Below are 20,894 nucleotides of genomic sequence, written 5' to 3'. Positions count from 1 at the left end.
AGATGTTACACTTTATGAGCAGAGAAAACAGTTAAAAAAAGGTGAAATTATTGTAAAAAAAAAACACCCTAAAATGAGGGTGTTTTTTAATTGGTTAGTCCAATTTGTTTTTGATATAGTATTTACCATCCAAGTCTTCATCAAAATCATCGATTTTGATGGGTTTTGGTTTTGGCTTATTTGCAGTAGCTTTCTTTTTCCACATCTCAAATTTCTCTGCCGGCATCTTCTTTTTCATTATTTCCAAAACTTCTTTTTCGACCAAGCCAAATTCCTTTTTAATAATTTCAAAAGGATTTTTTTCCTCTAAGGCCAATGTAACAAGTTTTTCTGTTTGTTCCCAGGTTAATTCTTTGCGGTTACTCTTTTTCATCATGTGAAAATTAATTCAATTTGTTTTTAATGATTAATATAATTGATTCTAAATTAGATAGAACAATATTAATAAAAATATAGTTACTTATTACCATAAAAGCGGTTTTTTTTTATGGGGTGTATTTCTTTTCTAAAGAACGTTGTTTTTGAAAAGGAATTTTTAATAAATTCTTCAACTCATTGTGTTCTTCATTCTTCATATGAGTAACTATTCAGTATCCAATTTCTTCTATTTTAAGTATTTTGAATGTACCAAGCGGAGAATGTATTTCCGTAATTATTGTCAATATAGGGTAATTTATAATGATGGTTTACTTTTGTAGGTCTGGAAATACAATCAAGTAGCTCATAATAATGTCCCCCTTTTTAGGTAAGGCAATAGTAGCAGGGTTAAATTTTATAAAAATTACTGAAAAGGTTTGGCAGAGGAATACGATTCACATCGGACTTCCAACAATTTGCTTGCCAAAATCATGCTCCTATGTGCCGATGGAATAGTAGAAAAATAATTAATTATTTCATTCATAATACCATTGTTTATTCCAAAAATACTGATTTTTTAGATAAAAACAAAAGGTGCCGTCTTGTTTGTAATAGGCTTTATTGTTATGTGTATAGGTAAGCCCAATAAATCAAAACGAGTTGGAATGGCATACGAACTACTAAGACCCATTTAGGAAGTTTCATTCTTGCCTTTTCATTCTGATACATGTAGAGGTGAGACGGAAAAACGGCAATTAAAAGCGCAATGATTCCCCAAGCAGCATAAGTGGATAATAAAGGTACAATTAGTGCTATACCTAAAACTATTTCAGCACATCCGCTCAGGATATTTAGTAATTTAGGATTGCTAAAATATTCAGGTATAATTTTTTGATACATTCTAGGGTTTCTAAAATGATTTACTCCGGCTAGTGTATAAATAAAAGCCATTAAGTACAAATGCCAAGGAAAGATCACAATGATAAAATTAAATATGAGGTTTACGAATGTAGTATTTTTTTAGGATCAAACTGTATTATTACACTTGTTTCCTCTTAAAATTAACATTCATAATTACTATTGCAATAATAATAAGGACAATTCCAAACCACTGAATTGGTTTTACATCCTCGTTTAATAATACAAATGCCATCATTACTGAGACTGGAAGTTCAAGCGCAGAGACAATACTTCCTAAACCGATTCCAGTAAGTGGAAACCCAGCGTTCATTAACATTGGCGGAATTATTGTACCAAAAAGAGCTAGAATAATTCCCCATTTAAGAAAAATTTCAAAATTAAATGGAGTAACTTGAGTAGCTATCGAAAATGAAAACACGATTATTGCACCACCCAGAAGCATATATAAACTGCGTTGTGCAGAAGAAATATTGGTTGCAACACGATTTGCAGTAAACATTGTGGTGGTAAAAGACGAAGCGGCCAGCATACCCCACATGATACCATGCCAGTCTAATTTAACTTCATTTTGAATTAAATTAGTAGCTAAAACGGTTCCTATTAACACAATAACAACGGATATTATTTTTTGAGTCGAAGGAAGCTTCTTTTCTAAAATCATTTCGAGTAATACACCCATCCAAACGGTTTGCATCAACAATACAATACCTATAGAAACAGGAATGTATTTCACGGCCAAATAATAGAAAACACTTGTCATTCCAAGTGACGTTCCAGCGAGCATCAGGTGAAAAATGTTTCGGCTAGATGCTTTTACAGCAGTATTCTTATTTTTAGTTTTTTGGAATAAATTAATAAGTAATATTCCTAAAATACCTAGTACAAACTGAGAAGTGGTTACTTCTGCCGTGGTGTACCCTTCATTATAGCCCATTTTCACAAAAGTAGCAAGCATACCATAACTAGTAGCTCCAAAACCCACTAAAAAAACTCCTTTTAAAACGTTATTATTTGACATTCTTTATTTTTTTGAGGGGCAAAGGTACGCTTTCAAGTGTAACGCGACTTTAGAGGAGTCATTATTTTTTAAAATAAGTCATTTACTAAAGGATTTTTAATTCCGATAGAGCTTGGGTTAAAGTTTAATTTGTCTTTTAGTAGGGTAGCGTAAACACTTCTAAAGTCAATCTGATGTTTTAAATCGCCTTGCTGTAAGTCGGAAAGATTGGGGTTGTTCCCAATTATTTTTCCTTTATTGCTTCCGCCAATGACAAACATAGGAGCCGCGGTTCCATGATCTGTTCCGTTTCCATTGTCTTTTACTCTTCGTCCAAATTCAGAGAAAACAACAATAGTAACGTTTTGAAGCATTTTTGCATTTTTCATATCGGTGTAAAAACTAAATAAAGCATCGTTTAGTTCTGATAATTTGTTTTTATGAAGTGCTAATTGGTTGTCATGGGTGTCAAAACCATTAAGGGAAGTATAATACACTTTCGAATTCAGATTCCCTTTTATTAACCGACCAATCCAAGCTAAGTTTTTTCCTAAACTAGTCTTAGGGTATGAATTTTCTTGAGTAGTTTGCATTAGTGCTTTTTGGATTTGCTCAGAGCCTTCTACAGCAGAATTGGCTATTTTTCGAACAAAATCTAATTCGGGATTATCTGATAGTTTATTGTTTTCTTCCTTGCCATTTTTTATTTTGAATTTTTCCGGATCTTTGATCGTAATAGCATTAGGGACTTCTCCCTTTAGAGACAGATTATCAATATTGTCAATATTAATGCCGGCAGTAGGTGTGTGGGTTGCGCATTGTAAATCCAAATAACGTCCTAGCCAACCTTCATTTATATATTGATCAGAATCGGATGCGGTCTGCCAGATTTCTTGACTTCTAAAATGCGAACGATTAGGTTCTGGATAACCTACATTTTGAATTACGGATAAATCGCCATTTTGCTGCATTTTTGCAAAACCTTTAAGAGCAGGATGAAATGCCATTTCCTTGTTTCCAGCTATCACTTCATCCTTTGACAGCGCAATTTTAGGACGCATTTCATAATACAAAGGATCTAAGTAAGGGATAAAAGTATTCAAGCCGTCGTTACCGCCGTTTAATTGAACAAATACAACACATTGTTCGCCTATAATTAGACTTTCGTGTTTGCTAAAAGAGAATAAAAAATCAGGCAATAACAACGATCCTCCTGTAAAAGTACCCGTTAACGATAAAAAATTTCTTCTGTTCATAATAGTAAATATTAGGTGCTGTTATTAGATTAGTTGGAACTCAGGTTCTTTGATTATGGCATTAAATAATCTTAAAACGGCCTGATTAGCATTAGGAGCATTGGGATCAAAATCATATTTCAAAACGGTTTCAAAATCTTTTTGAGATTCTGGGCTTACGCCAAATAACAGACGGTCCGTGAGTTCTTTTATAATGATTTTATTTGTTCCTTTTTGCCAGTTTAAGGTTGTAGGTCTGTCTTTAGACAGGTTTGTCTTTCTGTCCATTTTACCTTCCCTTTTTTGCTGGTTGGATATTCGGCCTTGACAATAACTATCAGCAACAATGGCGCGCTGCAAATAGATTTGTGTAGTTAACCAAGATTTGCCACCTTCCCATCCTTTCACATTAGGTTGATTGAATAAATCCATGCTTTGCTGTTTTAAAAAGTTGACAATTGTGTTACTTTTTACATTCTTTAACTGCAATTCATCGAGCAGTTGCAAGCTATACTCTACTGGGTTCTTAATCTTAGAACCCGCAGTGTTTTTATCAAATTCTTCGGTGAAAATTTTCACTAATAAAGGTTGGAATTCAAAATTCACTTCTCTAAAATAATCGCCATAGTAACGCACCAATTCCTCTTTTGGATTATCATAAATAAACCATTCCAGTATTTTGCGAGTCATGCGATACGGAATATTTTTTTGTTCGAAAATAATATCTACCAGCGCATCTGATTTAAAGACACCCGTTTTTCCTAAATAGGTAATGGGTGAGTTGTCCTCAAAATTTTTCCTATAGGTAGCGGCTTCTTCACCAAGATTTAATCCGGCAAGTCCTTTTGCACCGTTTTTTATATCATCTTCACTGTAGTTCCCTATTCCAAGGGTGAAAAGTTCTAGTAATTCCCGACTTAGATTTTCATTTATTTTGCCCTTTTTATTATCGGTGTTGTCAAGATAACGTACCATGGCATTAGTTTTTAAAATTTCTTTAGTTAACGTTTTGTAGTTCCCAAAAGCATTTTTACGTAAAATTTGGTTATGCTGAAACACCCAGTAATTCACTTTTACTTTTTGATAAGTAGAAACAAAATGATTGTGTAGCAGCAATGTCATTTTTTCTTGAAGTGGATATTCGGCATCAATCATTCGTTCAACCCACCATTGTTTCATGGCTTCTGCCGTTTGATTTTCTTTTTGCCTTGCTTCTTTTTTGTCTTCAGCTGAAGCGTTTTTAAACATTTGTCTCAGCTCTTTGAGTTCGACAGTCGTTTTTGGAGAATCATTTAAAAAATCAGGTATACTTTTATCAAAAGAAACTTTAAAGGAATCTTCTAAAAAGGAGTGTAGTCCTTTTTGTGTAATCTTATTGTTTTCCTTATTTGAAAAACCTAATCGTAGAGACCATAGTGCGCTTTGATTCATAATAATTGATTTTTATTAACTTGGGGTGTTTATTTAGATATTTAAAATCAAAAAAGGTTTAAATGCTTAATTGATTATTTTTTTTACTAAAGCTGTAACATCTAAACGATAACGTTGACTTATGTGATATATAGTACAAAAAATATGAAAAAAATATACTTAATTGCTCTAATAGTTATAGGAAGTCTTTCTTCGCTTTCTGCACAAATTAATCCTGAAAAATCTGTCGAAAAAACGACTGAACTAAATGAAGTTGCTATTGTAAGGACTAAAAAAGCGGTAGAGCAAAAAGCAGATCGAACAATTTTTAACTTTGTCGACCAGCCTAGTTTAAATACAGGTTCGGTTTTAGAAGGAATAAAAAAGCTACCTGGTTTAATCGCGTCTGATATTGCTGGAATGATGTATCAAGGAAAGCAATTAGACGTTTTTATGGATGGGCGACCGCTTAATATCTCGACTACTGAACTGAATGCTTTTTTAGAAGGAATGCCAGCAAATGCGATTGAAAGAATCGAAATTATTACACAACCGGGTGCCGAATTCCCAGCTACTTCTGGAGGTGCGATTTTGAATATCATTACTAACAAAAATGCTAAGAACTATTTGAGTGCTACTTACACTAATAGTACAAGTTTTACAAGTTACAATGATGTACGGTGGAGGATGAATAATAGTCTTTTATTGAGTGCTAAAAATAAGTATTTTGGTTGGCAGTTAAATGTAGGTCAGAATTATAGAGAAAGCGCGATTTGGACTTCTCTGGAGAAAGAAGAAAACGGTACGACTTCATTACTGTCAAAAACGGATGCAGATCGTATTGGTAGAAATAATTTTGTAAAATCAGCGGTGACAATTGATATTGGTAAAGATCGCTTGTTATTAAACTATGATTTAACTCAAAACAATAATGATAGCTATACTCTAGGAAACGGACCCGGTTTTAGTACTAATGATGCCTCAGTAAGCACTGGCTTGCGCCAAGATGCCGTAGTAACTTACCAGAAAAAATTTGAAAACACAGCAAAAAAACTGGAATTTAAATTTAATTACAACAACAATACAAATGATTTTGCATTAAGTCCAGTTGGTAATTCGGCTTCTACTTTAGATAATTCCTCAAACCAGAACTTGTATAATTTTAAGTTTGATTATTCGCAACCGATTAAATTTTCTGATGAAGGAAAGCTGAGTTTTGGTAGTTTGTATGAAGAATTGCTTTTTGATGCAGCAAGTAAAGGAGTTACTAATTTAGATTATAAACGTAGAACAGCGGCGTCTTATGTGGAGCTGCAATCTAAGTTTGATAAAGTAAATTTTATTCTTGGTGGTCGAGCCGAAGACTATAATATTACAGGTAAAACGGAGACAGCTGAATTAACCGCATTCAAGCAATTTCGCTTTTTCCCAAATGCAAGTGCACAGTATAATTTTAATAATTCGATCTATTTTAATGTGAATTACAATAAAAAGATAACGTTGCCAAGTACATCAGCATTAAACCCAAACAACACCAATTATCAAAATCCAAACATTGATTATTCTGGTAATCCAAACCTGCAACCTACCATTTTTGATAATTATGAGGTGAAGTTAAGTGCGTATGATTATGCATTTATTAGTTATAATATCAGTTCTGCTAAAAATCAAGTGATTAATAGAGTCTCTTTAGAGAATGATTTGGTGATAAATACTAACGAAAATATTCCAGAGATAAAGATTCATAATTTTAGTGTAGGGATGCCTATTCCTTATATGTTGTTTACCAAAGGACTGGCTGAAACTATGAAAATGAATGTGAATCCAGATACAATGAATTTTTTATATGTGTACGCGGGTTATCAATACCATCAAATTCCCAATGTAGATACTAATGGATTCTGGATGTTTAACTTCATGTCGCAAATTGTATTGCCAAAAAAGATAAAATTTGTAGCCAATTATAATTACATTATTCCAAAAGGGAATTATTTTTATTTCATTGCTGTTAAGCCTTTCAGAAATGCTTTGGACTTAAGTTTTTCAAAAAAGTTCTTAAAGGACCAATTAACACTTTCAATTTATGCGGATGATATCTTGAATTCCAATGAAAATGCTTTTAATTCGTATGAGACACCATTGTTAATTAGTAATAAAATGGACACTAGAAAATTTGGCTTTAGCCTGAATTATAAGATTCCAACAAAAAACAAGTTGGCTAAAGAAAATCCAAACTTATTGAATAAAGATAAAAAAGAAGATAACGGTATTTTAAACCAATAATTTTATTGAATGTAACTAAAAAGAGCTGTGGAATATATTCACAGCTCTTTTTAGTTATAGTACTTTTTGGTACATAGTTACTGAACCAAATCACTTAAATGCACTTGTAGTGCTTTTACAGAAATGCTGATTTCCCAGAAAGAAAGTGCTAATGAAATAAGTAGGCTTAATAAACTAAATCCAAAGAGGTATAGACCACTAAGTTGAAAATCAACGAACAGCAATAACATCGTGAAAACGGAAAGAAACAAACTAAGTACGCCAAAAAGTTGCATATAGCGAATTAGTGTTAATCGCAAGTTGAGGTTTTTAATTTCAATCAAAATACTCTTGTTTTCACTTTCATCATAGGTTTTTTTTAAGCTCCTAATAATAGTGGCGATGGTCAAAAAACGATTGGTATAGGCTAAAAGTATTAATGAAGTAGCAGAGAATAATAAGGCTGGAGTTTCTATATGTAGTGTCATTTTTTAATTGATTTGGTGAGGTTGAATAACCAAATTTCGATAAACTTTTTGGATAACTACCTTTTTGTATAAAAAAAGCGGATTCGTTTTCACGTACAGGTTATTTTGTATAGAATGATTTATAAAAAAAAGCACTTAATCATTTCAAAAATTCTCTTAAAAAAAGCAGCGAATGCTTCTCCTTTTATAGGTTTTGAGATAGTTTAGCGTGGGTTTTGGCTGTTATTCCTCTTTTCTCGTTAGGTATCGTCCTCTAGGTTCATCACCCTCATGGAGTACAATTTCAGAATGTAGGAACTGTGCGGCTTCTGCTGAATGTTTCACTTTGGTAGCACTACGTTCTAACATTTTTGATTCAAACGCTGTTAACACACTTTTGCGCACGCCAGCTTCTCTCCATTGAGATAAAGGTCTGCATTCTCTTGTGATTCCCCGAGCCAGCGCCAGCGCATCGAGCAGCGCTTGATTTGCTCCTTGTCCTTTGAATGGACTCATAGGGTGAGCCGCATCACCTATGAGAGTAACTGGCCCGCCTTTCTCCAGCAATTCTGCGCTAAGTAGTTCTCTATCATAAACGGGATAGCCAGAAACCTGAGTTTCTAGAGTTGCAGCTAAAATCTGAGGGATAGGATCGTGCCATTGTGTTCTACGACAGGCTTCTTCTTTAAGTGCTTTAGGACCTTTTGCGCTCAACGCTTTTGCCTCTTCTTCAGACATTGGGAAACTCAATTGCCACATCACTGATTCTGAGTCATAAGGCATGATGTAGATTCGTTCGTTGCCATTGGCAGTTTGAAATACAGTGGCCGAGTCAAGCAAAGAGCTATCAATACCTTCTAGCGCTACCAAAGGGCAAATGCCTAATATCACAATACAGTCTAGGTAACACAAAGGGGTAATATCGTCACCAATCAATAGCTTCCGCACTGCACTACGAATACCATCGGCTCCAACTACAAGATCGGCCTTGGCGCTCTTTATCTCTCCGTTAACTTCAAATCTCAGATCAATACCTTTGTCGTCAGATTTCTTAAAATCGACTAGTTGGTGTCCCCACTTTACAGCATCTTGTCCGCCAAGTTGTTCCAGCAGCGCTAAGCGTAAAGACTGACGTGCGATATGCACATTAGTCCGCTTTGGAGTCTTTTTCTCCTCTGACTGTATCCATTTTCTCATTCCCCATTCTCCAATCACTTTTCCATCTGTAGTATGAACCAAATGTCTAGTGGAAATCACTCCTTCTTCTAACGAGAAAATACCCAATCCTTCAATTGCTTTACTTGCTTGTTGCAAAGTAAGTCCATAGCCCTGAGATCTTGCCTCAAAGCCACTATCACGCTCATAAAGAGTGAAAGGGATTCCGCGGTGCAAACAAGCCACGGCCAAGGCCACGCCACCAATACCGCCACCAATGATAGCAACATGTGGGTAGTTTTCTGTGTCCGCAATAGGAGGACTAGCAGAAGGAACCAATCCTGATCCGGAACAATTTAAGCAGGAATCCAAGTGTGCTTTAGGACGAACAGGAGCTATTCCTTCGCCATTTGATTTTTCAAATTGTTCAAATGCTTTCTGGTACTGGAGTCGTACTTTCTTGCTGATTCTTCGGCTTTTTTTGCCCTGTCCCTTACATTCCTGACAAATAGTCCAGGTTGTGGCTGTGTTTTCAGGGTTTTTCACTTCTTTTTATTTAAATAATAGTTATGAAGTTCCGAGGTCATTATATCAGTTTTTAAGAATGGAATTGAACAAAGATAGTATGGATTTTTAACAATGTAAAAGTAAAGTAGTTTTGTTTTTTAAACATATAAGTTTTTGTCTTGCTGACATTCTATATGTTTAGTTATTTATAGAAGCGCATATAAGTTATGTTTCGTAAAGATTTTCTAAGGAAACGCAAAGCTTTTTAACATATAAGTCATGTAAGTTTTTGTCTTGGGGAGGTTTGACACGTTTGGTTATTTAGAAGCGCATCTAAGTTTTGTTTCGCAAAGATTCTCGGAGGAAACGTAGAGTTTTTAACATATAAGTTATATCAGTTTTTGTCTTGCTTACATTCTGTTTGTTTAGTATATATGCGTATTTAAGTTTTGTTTCGAAGGGATTTGGAAAAGTTATTACAATATAATTCTATAGCGTTTGTCAATTCGAATGCTAGTGGGAGGATGCAGTTCTTGATGAATAAACATAAACCTCTGTTTGCTATTACTTTTACATGGTTTCTTAAGTAGTTTGTATTTTTAATCCAAGCATCTTTAATAGAATAAATGAAGTGCTATAGGAACTTATTCAATTATAATTTTTTCTGTTATAGGTTTGCCAGAATTATAATCTTTACCAAAAAACAGTACGTATTCCGCTTTTGCTTTGAGGCCTAAAAGTCCCTCTTTAAGTTGGACAAACATCTTGTCTAAATACACTTTGTGCTTATTTACGGTAACATATACTCTAGCTCCTTCACTTTCATTATAGGTAAGATAGAAATATATTTTTTCTGAAGCAGCAAGGTGTAATTTGAATAAATTAGGTTGGGATTCTGCTAGAATCATCCCATAAGCTGATCTTTTTTGTATTCTAGATAAAGGTTTCTGTATGCCTTTTTCAGTGTAGACTATTTGATACTCGTTGATTGGTTGATACGAATCAATAGTCCCTCCTTTTATATTAGCATCATACACGTATGTATTGTGGTTGTTACTATGTTGAATATAAAATAAACGTGTCGCTGTTTTTGCGGGTTCTGGATAATTACTTTGTGAAAAGCAGCTATAAGAGCAAAAAAATAGATAAAAAAAAGAAAAGATAACTTTCATGGTGATTAACAGTTTGTTTGGAGTAATTCTTTTTTAAGGAATTGTTTGGTTTAAAATGGGCACGACGTTTTTTGGCTTTTCGAGAGTTTACAGATTTTAAAAACAGCGTATGTTCTGCAACACAAAAATAGATAAAATAAGGGAGTCAATAAAAAAGAGGACTTGAAATCGTTCAAGAACCTCCTTTCAAACGCAATAACTTGTTATCTCATTTAAGTAGGTATTCGTCGCAGACAAGCACCAAGTGAATACTGTCCTGAAACTTCAGTATGTAAATCCTTCTTATCGTTGTGGTAAGCTATTTCGTATTGTATATATCGATCTGGTAGGTAAGAATAATTTAATTTAAGATCTTAAAATCAAAGACTAATTTTTTAGTATGAATTAAGGTGCGCCAATTGATAAAAAACAAACAAAATAGCATTACAAAACCCAAAATAAAACTAGCAATAGACTGCCATGAAAAAATATTATCAATGATGTTTTGTTGATTTTCGGATGCGAATTTCCCTAAATGTAAGGCAATAGAATCACTAGTAAATTTCCCGACCAAAAAAGGAGCAATGATATAAATAGGCTTTATTTTTGAAATACCCCCGCCTAAGAAAAGTGGTGTGGTAGGAAGTGGCAACAAAGAATAAGCAAGTACCACTAAAATACCTTTCCATTTATTTTGGTTCATTTTATCTCCAAGAAACTTAATGTCTTCATTTTTAGATGCCTTTAAATATTTATTGGCCATTAACGGAGCATATAGAAGAAGAATAAACCGACCTAAAACCGAACCCACAACTCCAACGACAATCACTGCCCAAACATTTAAATCAAAAAGAATTTGAAGAAATACCATTATTGTAAACGCCGGTGCAAACGGAAAAGGGACTATGTCAAATAATAGAGCACCAAAAAAAACTAATAGATATTGCCACCACATGTGTTCGGAATTTTAATTTTATTGACAAGTTAATGAAGCAAGTAGTGCTCCTTTTTTGTGCCTAATCAATGAACGTCAAAACTACAATTAAATTTGGTGTGATATTGAAATAGTTTTTGGAGGTAACAAGGCATCATGGTTCAGGTTCCGTTTTACAATAGTCTAAAAGCCAATTGAAATGGGCGCGGTCATGAAAATTCTGAAGCAAATCTGCGATCGAGGTTTAATTTTAAAAATCAATAGAATCTGGATTTAGTCCTGAACCTCCTAAATTATCCATTTGATTAATTAGTATCCTGTCAGATTCTGAAATTTCAAAATCATAAACGTCAAAGTTTTCTTTTATTCGATTTGGTGTTATCGATTTAGGGAGCGGAATTACCTTGTTTTGCAATGCCCAACGAATACAAAGCTGCGCCACTGATTTGTTATATTTAAGAGCAATTTCTTTCAGTATTTCATTATTCAATACCTCACCTCTTCCAAGGGGGCTCCAACCTTCAACCTGAATATTATTGTCATTGCAAAATTTCACACAGTCATTCTGCATAAATCCTGGATGATATTCAATCTGATTTACTGAAGGCTTGATTTTTGCGTTTTCTATTAATGGCTCAAGATGATGTGGTAAAAAAATACTAAGTCCGAGAGCTCTAATTTTTCCTTCGCTATAAAGTTTTTCCATGGCACTCCAAGTCGCTGCATTAATTTCTTTCCAATCGCTAAATTGATAAGCAGTAGCGGGCCAGTGGATCAAGTATAGATCAAGATAATCAAGTTGTAAATCTTGTAATGTTTTTTCAAAAGCTTTTAAGGTTGTCTCATATCCGCGCTCCGTGTTCCATAGTTTGCTCGTAACAAAAAGGTCTTCTCGTGCGATGCCCGAAAGCTTGATGCCTGTTCCAACACTTTTTTCGTTGGCATAAATTGCAGCAGCATCTATATGTTTGTATCCATTTTCTATGGCAACTTTTATGGCATTTATACCCGTTTCGCCATCAGGTGTTTGCCAAGTACCAAAGCCTACTGATGGAATTTTGATATCATTGTTCAGCTTGAAATATTTTTGCATAATTTCATTTGTACATTTTTTATTCTTGTTAAAAGTATAAAAAAATAGTGCAAATTGGGTAGTGCATTTTCTAAATGTCATTATAAAAACAAAACCTCCTAACTAGCCCCGATAGCAGCAAAAATCCTTTGCTGTGGCGACAGCCAAAAGCAAAGATTGTAGCGAATAGCGGGAGGGAAGTTCTTATGGAAATCATTAGTTCTGCTCCAAAAAAAAAGCTGCCCAGTGGACAGCTTTTAATTTAGCGCTATGCTAGTATTACTTGATCATTTCGAAACTTCTTTTCACAAAAGCAGTTAATGCTTCTCCTTTTAATAAGTTTTGAGATAGTTTAGCTAAGTCTAAGGCTTGTTTTACTAAGTGTTCTTGGCTTGGTTTATCTGCAGTATTTAAAATTGTAGTTGCCAATGGCGAATTTGTATTCACTACTAGGTTGTACATTTCAGGCATGTTTCCCATCCCGAACATTCCGCCACCACCGCCAGACTGACTCATTTCTTTCATTCTACGCATGAATTCTGGTTGCGTGATGATGAAAGGAGCTGCTTGACTGTCCATTGCTTCTAGTTGAACTTGGTAGTTTTGTTTTGGAACAATTGCTTCTAAAACTGTTTTTAAACTTGTTTGCTCTTCTTCAGATAATTTAGAAATCGTATTTTCCTCTTTCTTGATTAAATTATCGATGTGATCTGAATCGACACGTACAAAAGTGATGTCTTTATTATCTCCTTCAATTTTTTGAATCAAGTGAGAGATAATTGGAGAATCCAATAATAAAACTTCATATCCTTTTTCTTGCGCAATTTCGATATAAGAGTGTTGCGCTTCTTTATTTCCTGCATAAAGAACGACAAGCTTTCCGTCTTTATCCGTTTGTTTGTCTTTTAGGTTTTCCTTTAATTCCTCAAGTGTATAATACTTGTCGTCCACTGTAGGGTATAAAAAGAAAACCCCTGCTTTTTCATAAAACTTATCTTCAGAAAGCATTCCGTATTCTAAAACGATTTTAATGTCATTCCATTTTGACTCAAAATCAGCACGGTTTTCTGTGAATAATGATTTCAATTTATCAGCTACTTTACGAGTAATGTAGTTTGAAATTTTCTTCACAGCACCATCAGCTTGTAATCCAGAACGAGAAACGTTTAATGGAATGTCTGGAGAATCTACTACTCCGCGAAGCATCATTAAGAATTCAGGTACAATTCCTTCTACGTTATCTGTCACGTAGACTTGGTTTTGGTACAACTGAATTTTATCTTTTTGGATTTGTAAATCACCACTTAATTTTGGGAAATACAAAATACCGGTTAGGTTAAAAGGATAGTCTACATTTAAGTGAATGTGAAATAAAGGCTCTTCAAATTGCGATGGATACAATTCATGGTAGAAGCTTTTATAATCTTCATCTGCTAATTCAGTTGGTTGTTTTGTCCAAGCTGGGTTAGGATTGTTGATGATATTGTCTACTTCAACAGTTTTGAATGTTTCTTCTTTATCTTCTGCGTCAACAGATTCGCCTTTCTTTTGTTCAATTTTTTCTGTCTTTGTTCCAAATTTTATCGGAATAGGCATGAACTTATTGTACTTGTTTAAAAGTTGCGTGATTTTAGATTCTTCAAGGAATTCTAGAGAATCTTCAGCGATATGTAGAATGATCTCCGTTCCACGACTCGTTTTGTCAGCAGGCTCTAAAGTAAACTCAGGACTTCCGTCGCATGTCCAATGTGCTGCTGGCTCGTCTTTGTATGATTTAGTGATGATCTCCACTTTGGAAGCAACCATAAAGGCGGAGTAAAAACCAAGACCAAAATGACCAATAATACCAGAATCTTTAGCAGTATCCTTGTATTTTTCTAAAAATTCTTCGGCACCAGAAAAAGCAAGTTGATTAATGTATTTCTCAACCTCTGCTGCAGTCATACCAATTCCTTGATCGATAAAGTGAAGTTTTTTTCCTTCCTTGTCCACTTTTACTTCAATTATTGGATTACCATACTCTACGTTGGCTTCGCCAATATTTGTTAGGTGCTTTAATTTTAACGTTGCATCTGTTCCATTTGAAATCAATTCACGTAAAAAAATTTCGTGATCACTATATAGGAACTTCTTTATTAAAGGGAAGATGTTTTCGACCGAAACATTAATTTTTCCTGTTGTCATATTTAAAATTTTTAAAGAGTTTTACAATCTCCTCGAATTCTTTCAAATAGAATACCAATTAAGTGCAAGGTGACAAATTGTCGTAACTGTTAATTTTGAAACAAATTATATAAATCTTGAAACTAAAACTCCTGAAATGCTTTGTATCTTTGTGATAGTTTAATACTAAAACCAAAAAAAATGAAAAAAATATTATTTTTAACAGCAATAGCCTTAGTGTTATTTTCGTGCAAATCGACTTCAATTACTGATACAAAATTAGACAAAGGGGCGCAAGTCGCAATGAAAGGAAACTGGGTAATCAGTTCTGTTACTTATCCTGGATCAGAATATATTAAAGTGAACTCATTTGAAATTGCAGATTCACAATGTTTTGTTGGAAGCACATGGAAATTTGTTTCTAATAACAACAAAGGGAATATGGCTTTAACAAATAGTAAATGTGCACCATTTAGTTCACAAATTACTTGGTTTGTAAATAAAAGTGGAGAGTTTGTTTTAAAAGTTTTAAATGCTGACATTAAAGCAAAAAAAGTAAGAGAAGGTTATGTGTTGAATGTTGCAAATCAAACTGAAACTTCGTTTCAATTAGTTGATAAAGGAAACGTTGAAGGTAAAAGCATCAGTGTAGTTTACCAATTTCAAAAAGTAAACTAAATAAATATAAAAAAAATAATTATGAAAAAGATTTCTATAATAACATTAGGTTTAGTAATGTCAATTGGGACGTTATTTACAAGTTGTGAAGCGTTAAAAAACACAAACAATACTCAAAGAGGAGCTGGAATTGGCGCAGCAAGTGGTGCAATAATAGGAGGTATTCTAGGAAATAATTTAGGAAAAGGTGGTAAGGGAGGAATGGGTGCTGTACTAGGTGGTGTTGTTGGTGGTGTTGCCGGTGGCGTTATCGGTAATAAAATGGACAAACAAGCCAGACAAATTGATGAAGCTATTCCAGGAGCTGAAGTGAAAAGAGTAGGTGAGGGTATTCAATTAGTATTAAATGAAAATGCAGTACGTTTTGATACTAACAAGTCTACACTTACAGCATCTGCAAAAGCGAACTTGGATAAATTGGTTCCTGTTTTTACAGAATATCCTGATACTGATATTACTATTTTTGGATATACAGATATTACAGGTCCTGCTGATTATAATTTAAAACTTTCTAAAGAAAGAGCAGCATCGGTTAAAAATTACTTGGTTAGTAAAGGAGTGTCTTCTGCTAGATTTAATGTTACTGGTTTAGGTATTGCTGATCCGATTGCATCAAATGAGACTGTAGAAGGAAGAAGTCAAAACCGTCGTGTTGAGTTTGCTATTACAGCAAATGATAAAATGCGTGAAGATGCTAAGATAGAAGCAGGAAATTAGAAAGTTATTTGGTTTTTATAGAGTAATGCCGTTTCGCTTTAAAAGTGAAACGGCATTAATTTTTACATAAATTTCACTTTCATTTAAATCTTTTTGTCATTTAAATCTATCTTTGTATTCTCAAAATTTCAGTACCATAAAAATGCTTCAAGTTCAAAACATCACATTCGGTTATACCGAAAAAATAGTTCTCCAGAACATTAATTTCACTATAGAAAAAGGGCAGAACGTTGCCGTAATTGGCGAAAGTGGTTGCGGAAAAAGCACGCTGCTTAAAATGATTTACGGCTTACATGATTTGCAGGAAGGCCATATCTTCTGGAATGAAACAGAAGTGTTAGGGCCAAAACACAATTTAGTGCCGGGAATGCCTTTTATCAAATATTTATCGCAGGATTTTGACCTGATGCCTTACACTACAGTTGCTGAGAATGTGGGTAAATTTCTTTCTAACGTTTTTCCCGAAAAGAAAAAAGAACGCGTAAACGAATTATTAGAAATCGTTGAGATGACTGAATTTGCTGATGTGAAAACAAAATATTTAAGCGGTGGACAACAACAACGTGTGGCTTTAGCTCGAGTTCTAGCTTTAGAGCCTGAAATATTATTACTTGATGAGCCTTTTAGTCATATCGATAATTTTAGAAAAAATGCACTTCGCCGAAATCTGTTTGCCTATTTAAAATCAAATGGGGTTACCTGTATTGTAGCTACTCATGACAGTACAGATGCACTTTCTTTTGCTGATGAGACCATTGTATTGCAAGATGGAAAATTAATTGATAAAGCAGCTTCTTATGGTTTGTATAATAATCCAATAAATAAATATGTGGCTTCTCTTTTTGGAGAAGTGAATGAGTTAAAAGCATCACATTTAATTTCCTTGGAAGAAGGAGATGAAGATGAAATACTTTTGTTGTATCCACATCAGTTAACAGTAGTCGACAACGGAATGTTATTAGCAGTAGTGAAACAGTCTTATTTTAAAGGAAGTCATTATTTAATTAAAGCTGTCTTTGATAGAAAAGTAATTTTCTTTGAACATGATGTCCCTTTAGAATTAAATCAGGAAGTAACTTTGATGATAGCGTAAAAAAGAAAAGCCCCGAAATTAAGTATTTCGGGGCTTTCTTTTTTTCTTAGTTCTTCAAATATTTCTCTAGGAATTGATCTTGTTCCCAAAGAAGGTGTAAGATATTCTCCTTAGCAGCATAACCGTGTGCTTCTTTAGGTAGGATAACCATTCTTACCGGTGCTCCTAAACCTTTTAAGGCTTGGAAATAACGCTCTGTTTGTAATGTGAATGTTCCTGGATTATTATCAGCTTCTCCATGGACTAATAATAACGGCGTCTTCATTTTGTCTGCATTCATAAATGGAGACATAGTATTGTAAACCTCTGGTACTTCCCAGTAATTGCGTTGCTCTGATTGGAAACCAAAAGGAGTAAGCGTTCTGTTATAGGCGCCACTACGAGCAATCCCACAAGCAAATAAATTAGAGTGCGTCAATAGATTAGCCGTCATAAAAGCACCGTAAGAGTGTCCTCCAATAGCTACTTTTTTCCTGTTGATATATCCTAATGCATCTACAGCGTTAATTGCAGCTTCGGCATTATCAACTAACTGCGTGATGAAGTTATCGTTCGGTTCAGTTGTTCCTTCACCAATAATAGGGAAAGAAGCATCGTCAAGAACTACATATCCTTTAGTCACCCAGTAAACAAACGATCCATAATAAGGGAAAGTGAATTCATTTGGATTTTGATTGTTTTGACCTGCCGAGTTTTTATCTTTATATTCTGCTGGGTAGGCCCAAATCAATAAAGGTAATTTTTCTTTTTTTACTTTATCGTATCCTGCTGGCAAGTACAATGTCCCTGAAAGTGCTACACCATCTTTTCTTTTATATTGAATTACTTCTTTACTTACATTTTTTATACTTTCAAAAGGATTCTTGAAGCTAGTAATAGGAGTAAGTTGGTCTTTCTTCTTGATATTTCTAAAGTAATAATTAGGATACTCATTCTTAGATTGAATTTGTACCAAAACTTCTCCTTTTTTGAAATCCTCAATTGATAGTAAATCCTCTTTTTTATCTTTATATGTTGAGGTATATAGTCTGCTTGTCTTTTGGTTTTTTAGGTTGAATTCGTCTATGAATGGGAATTGTCCATTTTTAGTGAACCCATCTCCTAACAAATAAAGATTGTTGTTTTCAATCGCAAGAACTTGTTTACCATAAGCATTTTTAATGGTTTCAAAATTCCCTGGATCAGAGTAAATGTCTTGAGAGTTCCTATCCGTAATTATTTTCGGTTCTTGAGTAGCGTCTGACGGGTTGAATAAATATGTTTTAGTATTTCGGGTGTCGTACCACTGGTCAAAAGCAATTGCTGTAGTTTCATTTCCCCAAATAATACCTCCAAAGCGTTGTTCTGTTTTTAGTATTTGAGTAGCATTTTTATCAAAAGGAGCTTTCCATTGGAACACTTCGTCTCTAAAGTCGACTTTGTTTTCTGGATTTCCTTCATCAAGCGCTTCCACATAATACAATGTAGCCGCTTCGTCATTTCTCCAATTCATATTTCTCTTCCCAGTACGTGTTGCCATGAAACCTTTTGGCATAATTTCGTTTAAGGCCACTTCATTAACTACCTTAACTTCTTTTCCCTCTTTGTCATATATAACAGTTTTTGAAGGGAAGCGGTTTAGGGGAACGATATATGAAAATGGTTTTTGAATGGTGCTGATCATCAGGTAATTCCCGTCAGGAGAAAAGTTTTCTCCTGCATACATGTCAGCTGATTTGAATAAAGTTTTACTTCCGTTAAGATTTACCTTGTATAACTCAGCAGTCAAGATATTTTGGAAATTAGCCTCGTCAGTTTTATTTTTCAATAAATCCTGATAGGTTCTATTTTGAGAAATTGTTCCGCTTGCATTTGAAACAATTGGGCCTAATGGTAAATTTTTCTTTTCGTCTAATAAAGCAGCTCTGTTTTTTGGGAGCATTTTTACTAAAATATTTTCGTTGTCGCTATACCAGCTGAATGGATTTCCAAGGTTAGCATTCACATTGTCTGCCGTAAGTTGAGTTGCTTTTGCCGAAGCGATATCAATAACCCATAGTTCTACACCTGAGTTTGTAGTATGTGAGAAAGCAATTTTCTTCTCGCTAGGGGACCAAGAGATGTTAGAGATTCGTGGGCTCGTAGGCAATCCACTAACTTGAATTTCATTTTTATCTTTAATCTTGCGAAGCTTGATATTATTTATATAGGTAACCGTACTAGAAATATTTGTAGTAGGGTTAATTCGTAAACCACCTAAACGCATCTCATCTTGATTTAAATCGTCTAAAGTCTTGTAGGTGTTTCTGTAGGTTAGCAGCATGTATTCCTTTTTTGTATCCATGCTTACAGATGGTGCTCTTTCATAGTCTACTAAATCTAGAATTGACTTAGAAGGTTTTTGATACGTAATATTTTCTTGAGCAAAAGCATGTAAGCTTAGTCCAAGAAATAAAATTAGGCTAAATTTTGATTTCATAAATAGGTTTTGTTTTGGTTATTTAATTAGAATTATTGGTCTTACTTGCATTTAGATTGTTACATTCTATCTTTTTTTTTAGTAAAAATATGTAAATTTTCCTTTTGAAGCTTCATTTTTTAAAGTGGCAAAAAGAGGAACGAAAATTTATAAATTGTTAATTGCTAAAAAAAGAGTAATTTGTAGTCTTATATTTTAAAGTATTTTTAAATTTACAATCTTATTATAATAAAATAACAATTATATGTATCATTCAAAAATTGCGGGATTAGGATTTTATGTTCCTTCCAATGTGGTCACCAATGACGATTTGTCAAAAATTATTGACACCAATGATGAGTGGATTCAAGAAAGAACAGGGATTCAAGAAAGAAGACACATTATAAAAGGAGAAGATACAACGACTTCTATGGGAGTTAAAGCTGCCGAAATTGCTATTGAACGTTCAGGAGTGGCTAAAGAAGATATTGATTTTGTTGTTTTTGCAACATTAAGTCCTGATTATTATTTTCCTGGGCCAGGAGTTTTAGTCCAACGTGATTTAGGTTTGAGGACAGTAGGCGCATTAGATGTTAGAAATCAATGTTCAGGATTTATTTATGCTTTGTCTGTTGCAGATCAATATATTAAAACAGGAATGTATAAGAACGTTTTGGTAATAGGTTCAGAAGTACATTCTACCGGATTAGATATGACCTCTCGTGGTCGAGGTGTTTCAGTAATTTTTGGAGATGGAGCAGGAGCAGCCGTTTTGAGTAGAGAAGAGGACCTGACTAAAGGAATCCTTTCTACGCATTTGCATTCAGAAGGGCAGCATGCTGAAGAACTAATCGTTAAAGCTCCAGGAATGGGGGGGCGTTGGGTAACTGATATTTTAGCAGATAACGACCCTGATGATGAAAGTTATTTCCCTTATATGAATGGACAATTTGTATTTAAAAATGCAGTGGTTCGTTTTGCTGAGGTGATTAATGAAGGGCTTGAAGCAAATAATCTATCGGTTTCAAATATTGATATGTTGATTCCGCATCAAGCAAATTTGAGAATTTCTCAATTCATACAGAAGAAATTTGGATTGACAGATGATCAAGTTTACAATAATATTCAAAAATACGGGAATACAACAGCTGCTTCTATTCCTATTGCTTTGACTGAAGCTTGGGAAAAAGGAAAAATTAAATCTGGAGACACTGTAGTTTTAGCTGCTTTTGGAAGTGGATTTACTTGGGCAAGTGCTGTTATTAAATGGTAAGGATGTTATTTAGTTAAAAAAAATAGTTTATATCAAAAAACCCAGAGTTGGCATACTCTGGGTTT

The 20,894-nt window shown here is 34.2% G+C and carries 17 protein-coding genes; 5 read left to right on the top strand and 12 right to left on the bottom strand.

Annotated elements, in window-relative coordinates; translation table 11 throughout:
• Window positions 1-94 precede the first annotated feature (94 nt).
• The 5 genes from QO182_RS01030 to QO182_RS01010 form a co-directional block, all read right to left on the bottom strand.
• Window positions 95-373 carry a DUF2805 domain-containing protein gene (locus QO182_RS01030; RefSeq protein WP_074724370.1) on the bottom strand — a complete coding sequence of 93 codons (279 nt, stop codon included), beginning with the start codon at window positions 371-373 and terminating at the stop codon, window positions 95-97.
• 608 nt (window positions 374-981) lie between these two features.
• Window positions 982-1,335 (bottom strand): MauE/DoxX family redox-associated membrane protein, encoded by a 354-nt coding sequence (locus QO182_RS01025; protein WP_371559448.1) that lies wholly within the window; start codon window positions 1,333-1,335, stop codon window positions 982-984.
• A 61-nt stretch (window positions 1,336-1,396) separates the two neighbouring features.
• Entirely contained in the window at window positions 1,397-2,296 is a 900-nt protein-coding gene (locus tag QO182_RS01020) for a DMT family transporter (protein WP_371559443.1), read from the bottom strand.
• 68 nt (window positions 2,297-2,364) lie between these two features.
• Complete coding sequence (locus QO182_RS01015; protein WP_371559440.1) at window positions 2,365-3,531, bottom strand: DUF1501 domain-containing protein; 1,167 nt, start codon at window positions 3,529-3,531, stop codon at window positions 2,365-2,367.
• A 24-nt stretch (window positions 3,532-3,555) separates the two neighbouring features.
• A complete protein-coding gene (locus QO182_RS01010; RefSeq protein ID WP_371559438.1) occupies window positions 3,556-4,941 on the bottom strand; it encodes a DUF1800 domain-containing protein in 1,386 nt (461 codons plus the stop codon).
• Between the two features lie 144 nt (window positions 4,942-5,085).
• On the opposite strand from QO182_RS01010, the gene QO182_RS01005 reads away from it, so the two are divergent.
• The gene (locus QO182_RS01005) at window positions 5,086-7,203 is read left to right on the top strand and encodes a TonB-dependent receptor domain-containing protein (protein ID WP_371559435.1); all 2,118 of its coding nucleotides are present in this window, start codon (window positions 5,086-5,088) and stop codon (window positions 7,201-7,203) included.
• 77 nt (window positions 7,204-7,280) lie between these two features.
• On the opposite strand, the gene QO182_RS01000 is transcribed toward QO182_RS01005, so the two are convergent.
• From QO182_RS01000 to htpG, 6 genes are all read right to left on the bottom strand, one after another.
• Entirely contained in the window at window positions 7,281-7,670 is a 390-nt protein-coding gene (locus QO182_RS01000; protein ID WP_371559433.1) for a DUF2721 domain-containing protein, read from the bottom strand.
• 222 nt (window positions 7,671-7,892) lie between these two features.
• The gene (locus QO182_RS00995) at window positions 7,893-9,350 is read right to left on the bottom strand and encodes an FAD-dependent oxidoreductase (RefSeq protein ID WP_371559431.1); all 1,458 of its coding nucleotides are present in this window, start codon (window positions 9,348-9,350) and stop codon (window positions 7,893-7,895) included.
• A gap of 605 nt (window positions 9,351-9,955) precedes the next feature.
• Entirely contained in the window at window positions 9,956-10,483 is a 528-nt protein-coding gene (locus tag QO182_RS00990; RefSeq protein ID WP_371559429.1) for a DUF4833 domain-containing protein, read from the bottom strand.
• Between the two features lie 340 nt (window positions 10,484-10,823).
• Window positions 10,824-11,417 carry a hypothetical protein gene (locus QO182_RS00985; protein ID WP_371535180.1) on the bottom strand — a complete coding sequence of 198 codons (594 nt, stop codon included), beginning with the start codon at window positions 11,415-11,417 and terminating at the stop codon, window positions 10,824-10,826.
• A gap of 229 nt (window positions 11,418-11,646) precedes the next feature.
• Complete coding sequence (locus QO182_RS00980; RefSeq protein ID WP_371559427.1) at window positions 11,647-12,489, bottom strand: aldo/keto reductase; 843 nt, start codon at window positions 12,487-12,489, stop codon at window positions 11,647-11,649.
• Between the two features lie 258 nt (window positions 12,490-12,747).
• Complete coding sequence (gene htpG / locus QO182_RS00975) at window positions 12,748-14,652, bottom strand: molecular chaperone HtpG (RefSeq protein ID WP_371535177.1); 1,905 nt, start codon at window positions 14,650-14,652, stop codon at window positions 12,748-12,750.
• 180 nt (window positions 14,653-14,832) lie between these two features.
• Here htpG and QO182_RS00970 point away from each other — a divergent pair, with 180 nt between their 5' ends.
• The 3 genes from QO182_RS00970 to QO182_RS00960 all read left to right on the top strand — a co-directional run bounded on the left by QO182_RS00970 (window position 14,833) and on the right by QO182_RS00960 (window position 17,119).
• Window positions 14,833-15,309 (top strand): lipocalin family protein, encoded by a 477-nt coding sequence (locus QO182_RS00970; protein ID WP_371559424.1) that lies wholly within the window; start codon window positions 14,833-14,835, stop codon window positions 15,307-15,309.
• A 21-nt stretch (window positions 15,310-15,330) separates the two neighbouring features.
• Window positions 15,331-16,026, top strand: a complete 696-nt coding sequence (locus tag QO182_RS00965; RefSeq protein ID WP_371559422.1) for an OmpA family protein — start codon at window positions 15,331-15,333, stop codon at window positions 16,024-16,026.
• Between the two features lie 142 nt (window positions 16,027-16,168).
• Window positions 16,169-17,119, top strand: a complete 951-nt coding sequence (locus QO182_RS00960) for an ABC transporter ATP-binding protein (RefSeq protein ID WP_371559420.1) — start codon at window positions 16,169-16,171, stop codon at window positions 17,117-17,119.
• A 46-nt stretch (window positions 17,120-17,165) separates the two neighbouring features.
• Here the strand turns inward: QO182_RS00960 and QO182_RS00955 are convergent, their stop codons facing one another.
• On the bottom strand, window positions 17,166-19,577 hold the full coding sequence (locus tag QO182_RS00955; RefSeq protein ID WP_371559418.1) for a prolyl oligopeptidase family serine peptidase: 2,412 nt from the start codon (window positions 19,575-19,577) through the stop codon (window positions 17,166-17,168).
• 244 nt (window positions 19,578-19,821) lie between these two features.
• Here QO182_RS00955 and QO182_RS00950 point away from each other — a divergent pair, with 244 nt between their 5' ends.
• On the top strand, window positions 19,822-20,829 hold the full coding sequence (locus QO182_RS00950) for a 3-oxoacyl-ACP synthase III family protein (protein ID WP_371535168.1): 1,008 nt from the start codon (window positions 19,822-19,824) through the stop codon (window positions 20,827-20,829).
• Window positions 20,830-20,894 lie beyond the last annotated feature (65 nt).

This window comes from Flavobacterium sp. Arc2 (assembly GCF_041431385.1).
GTDB lineage: Bacteria > Bacteroidota > Bacteroidia > Flavobacteriales > Flavobacteriaceae > Flavobacterium.
This window is presented reverse-complemented; position numbering and strand designations above follow the sequence as displayed.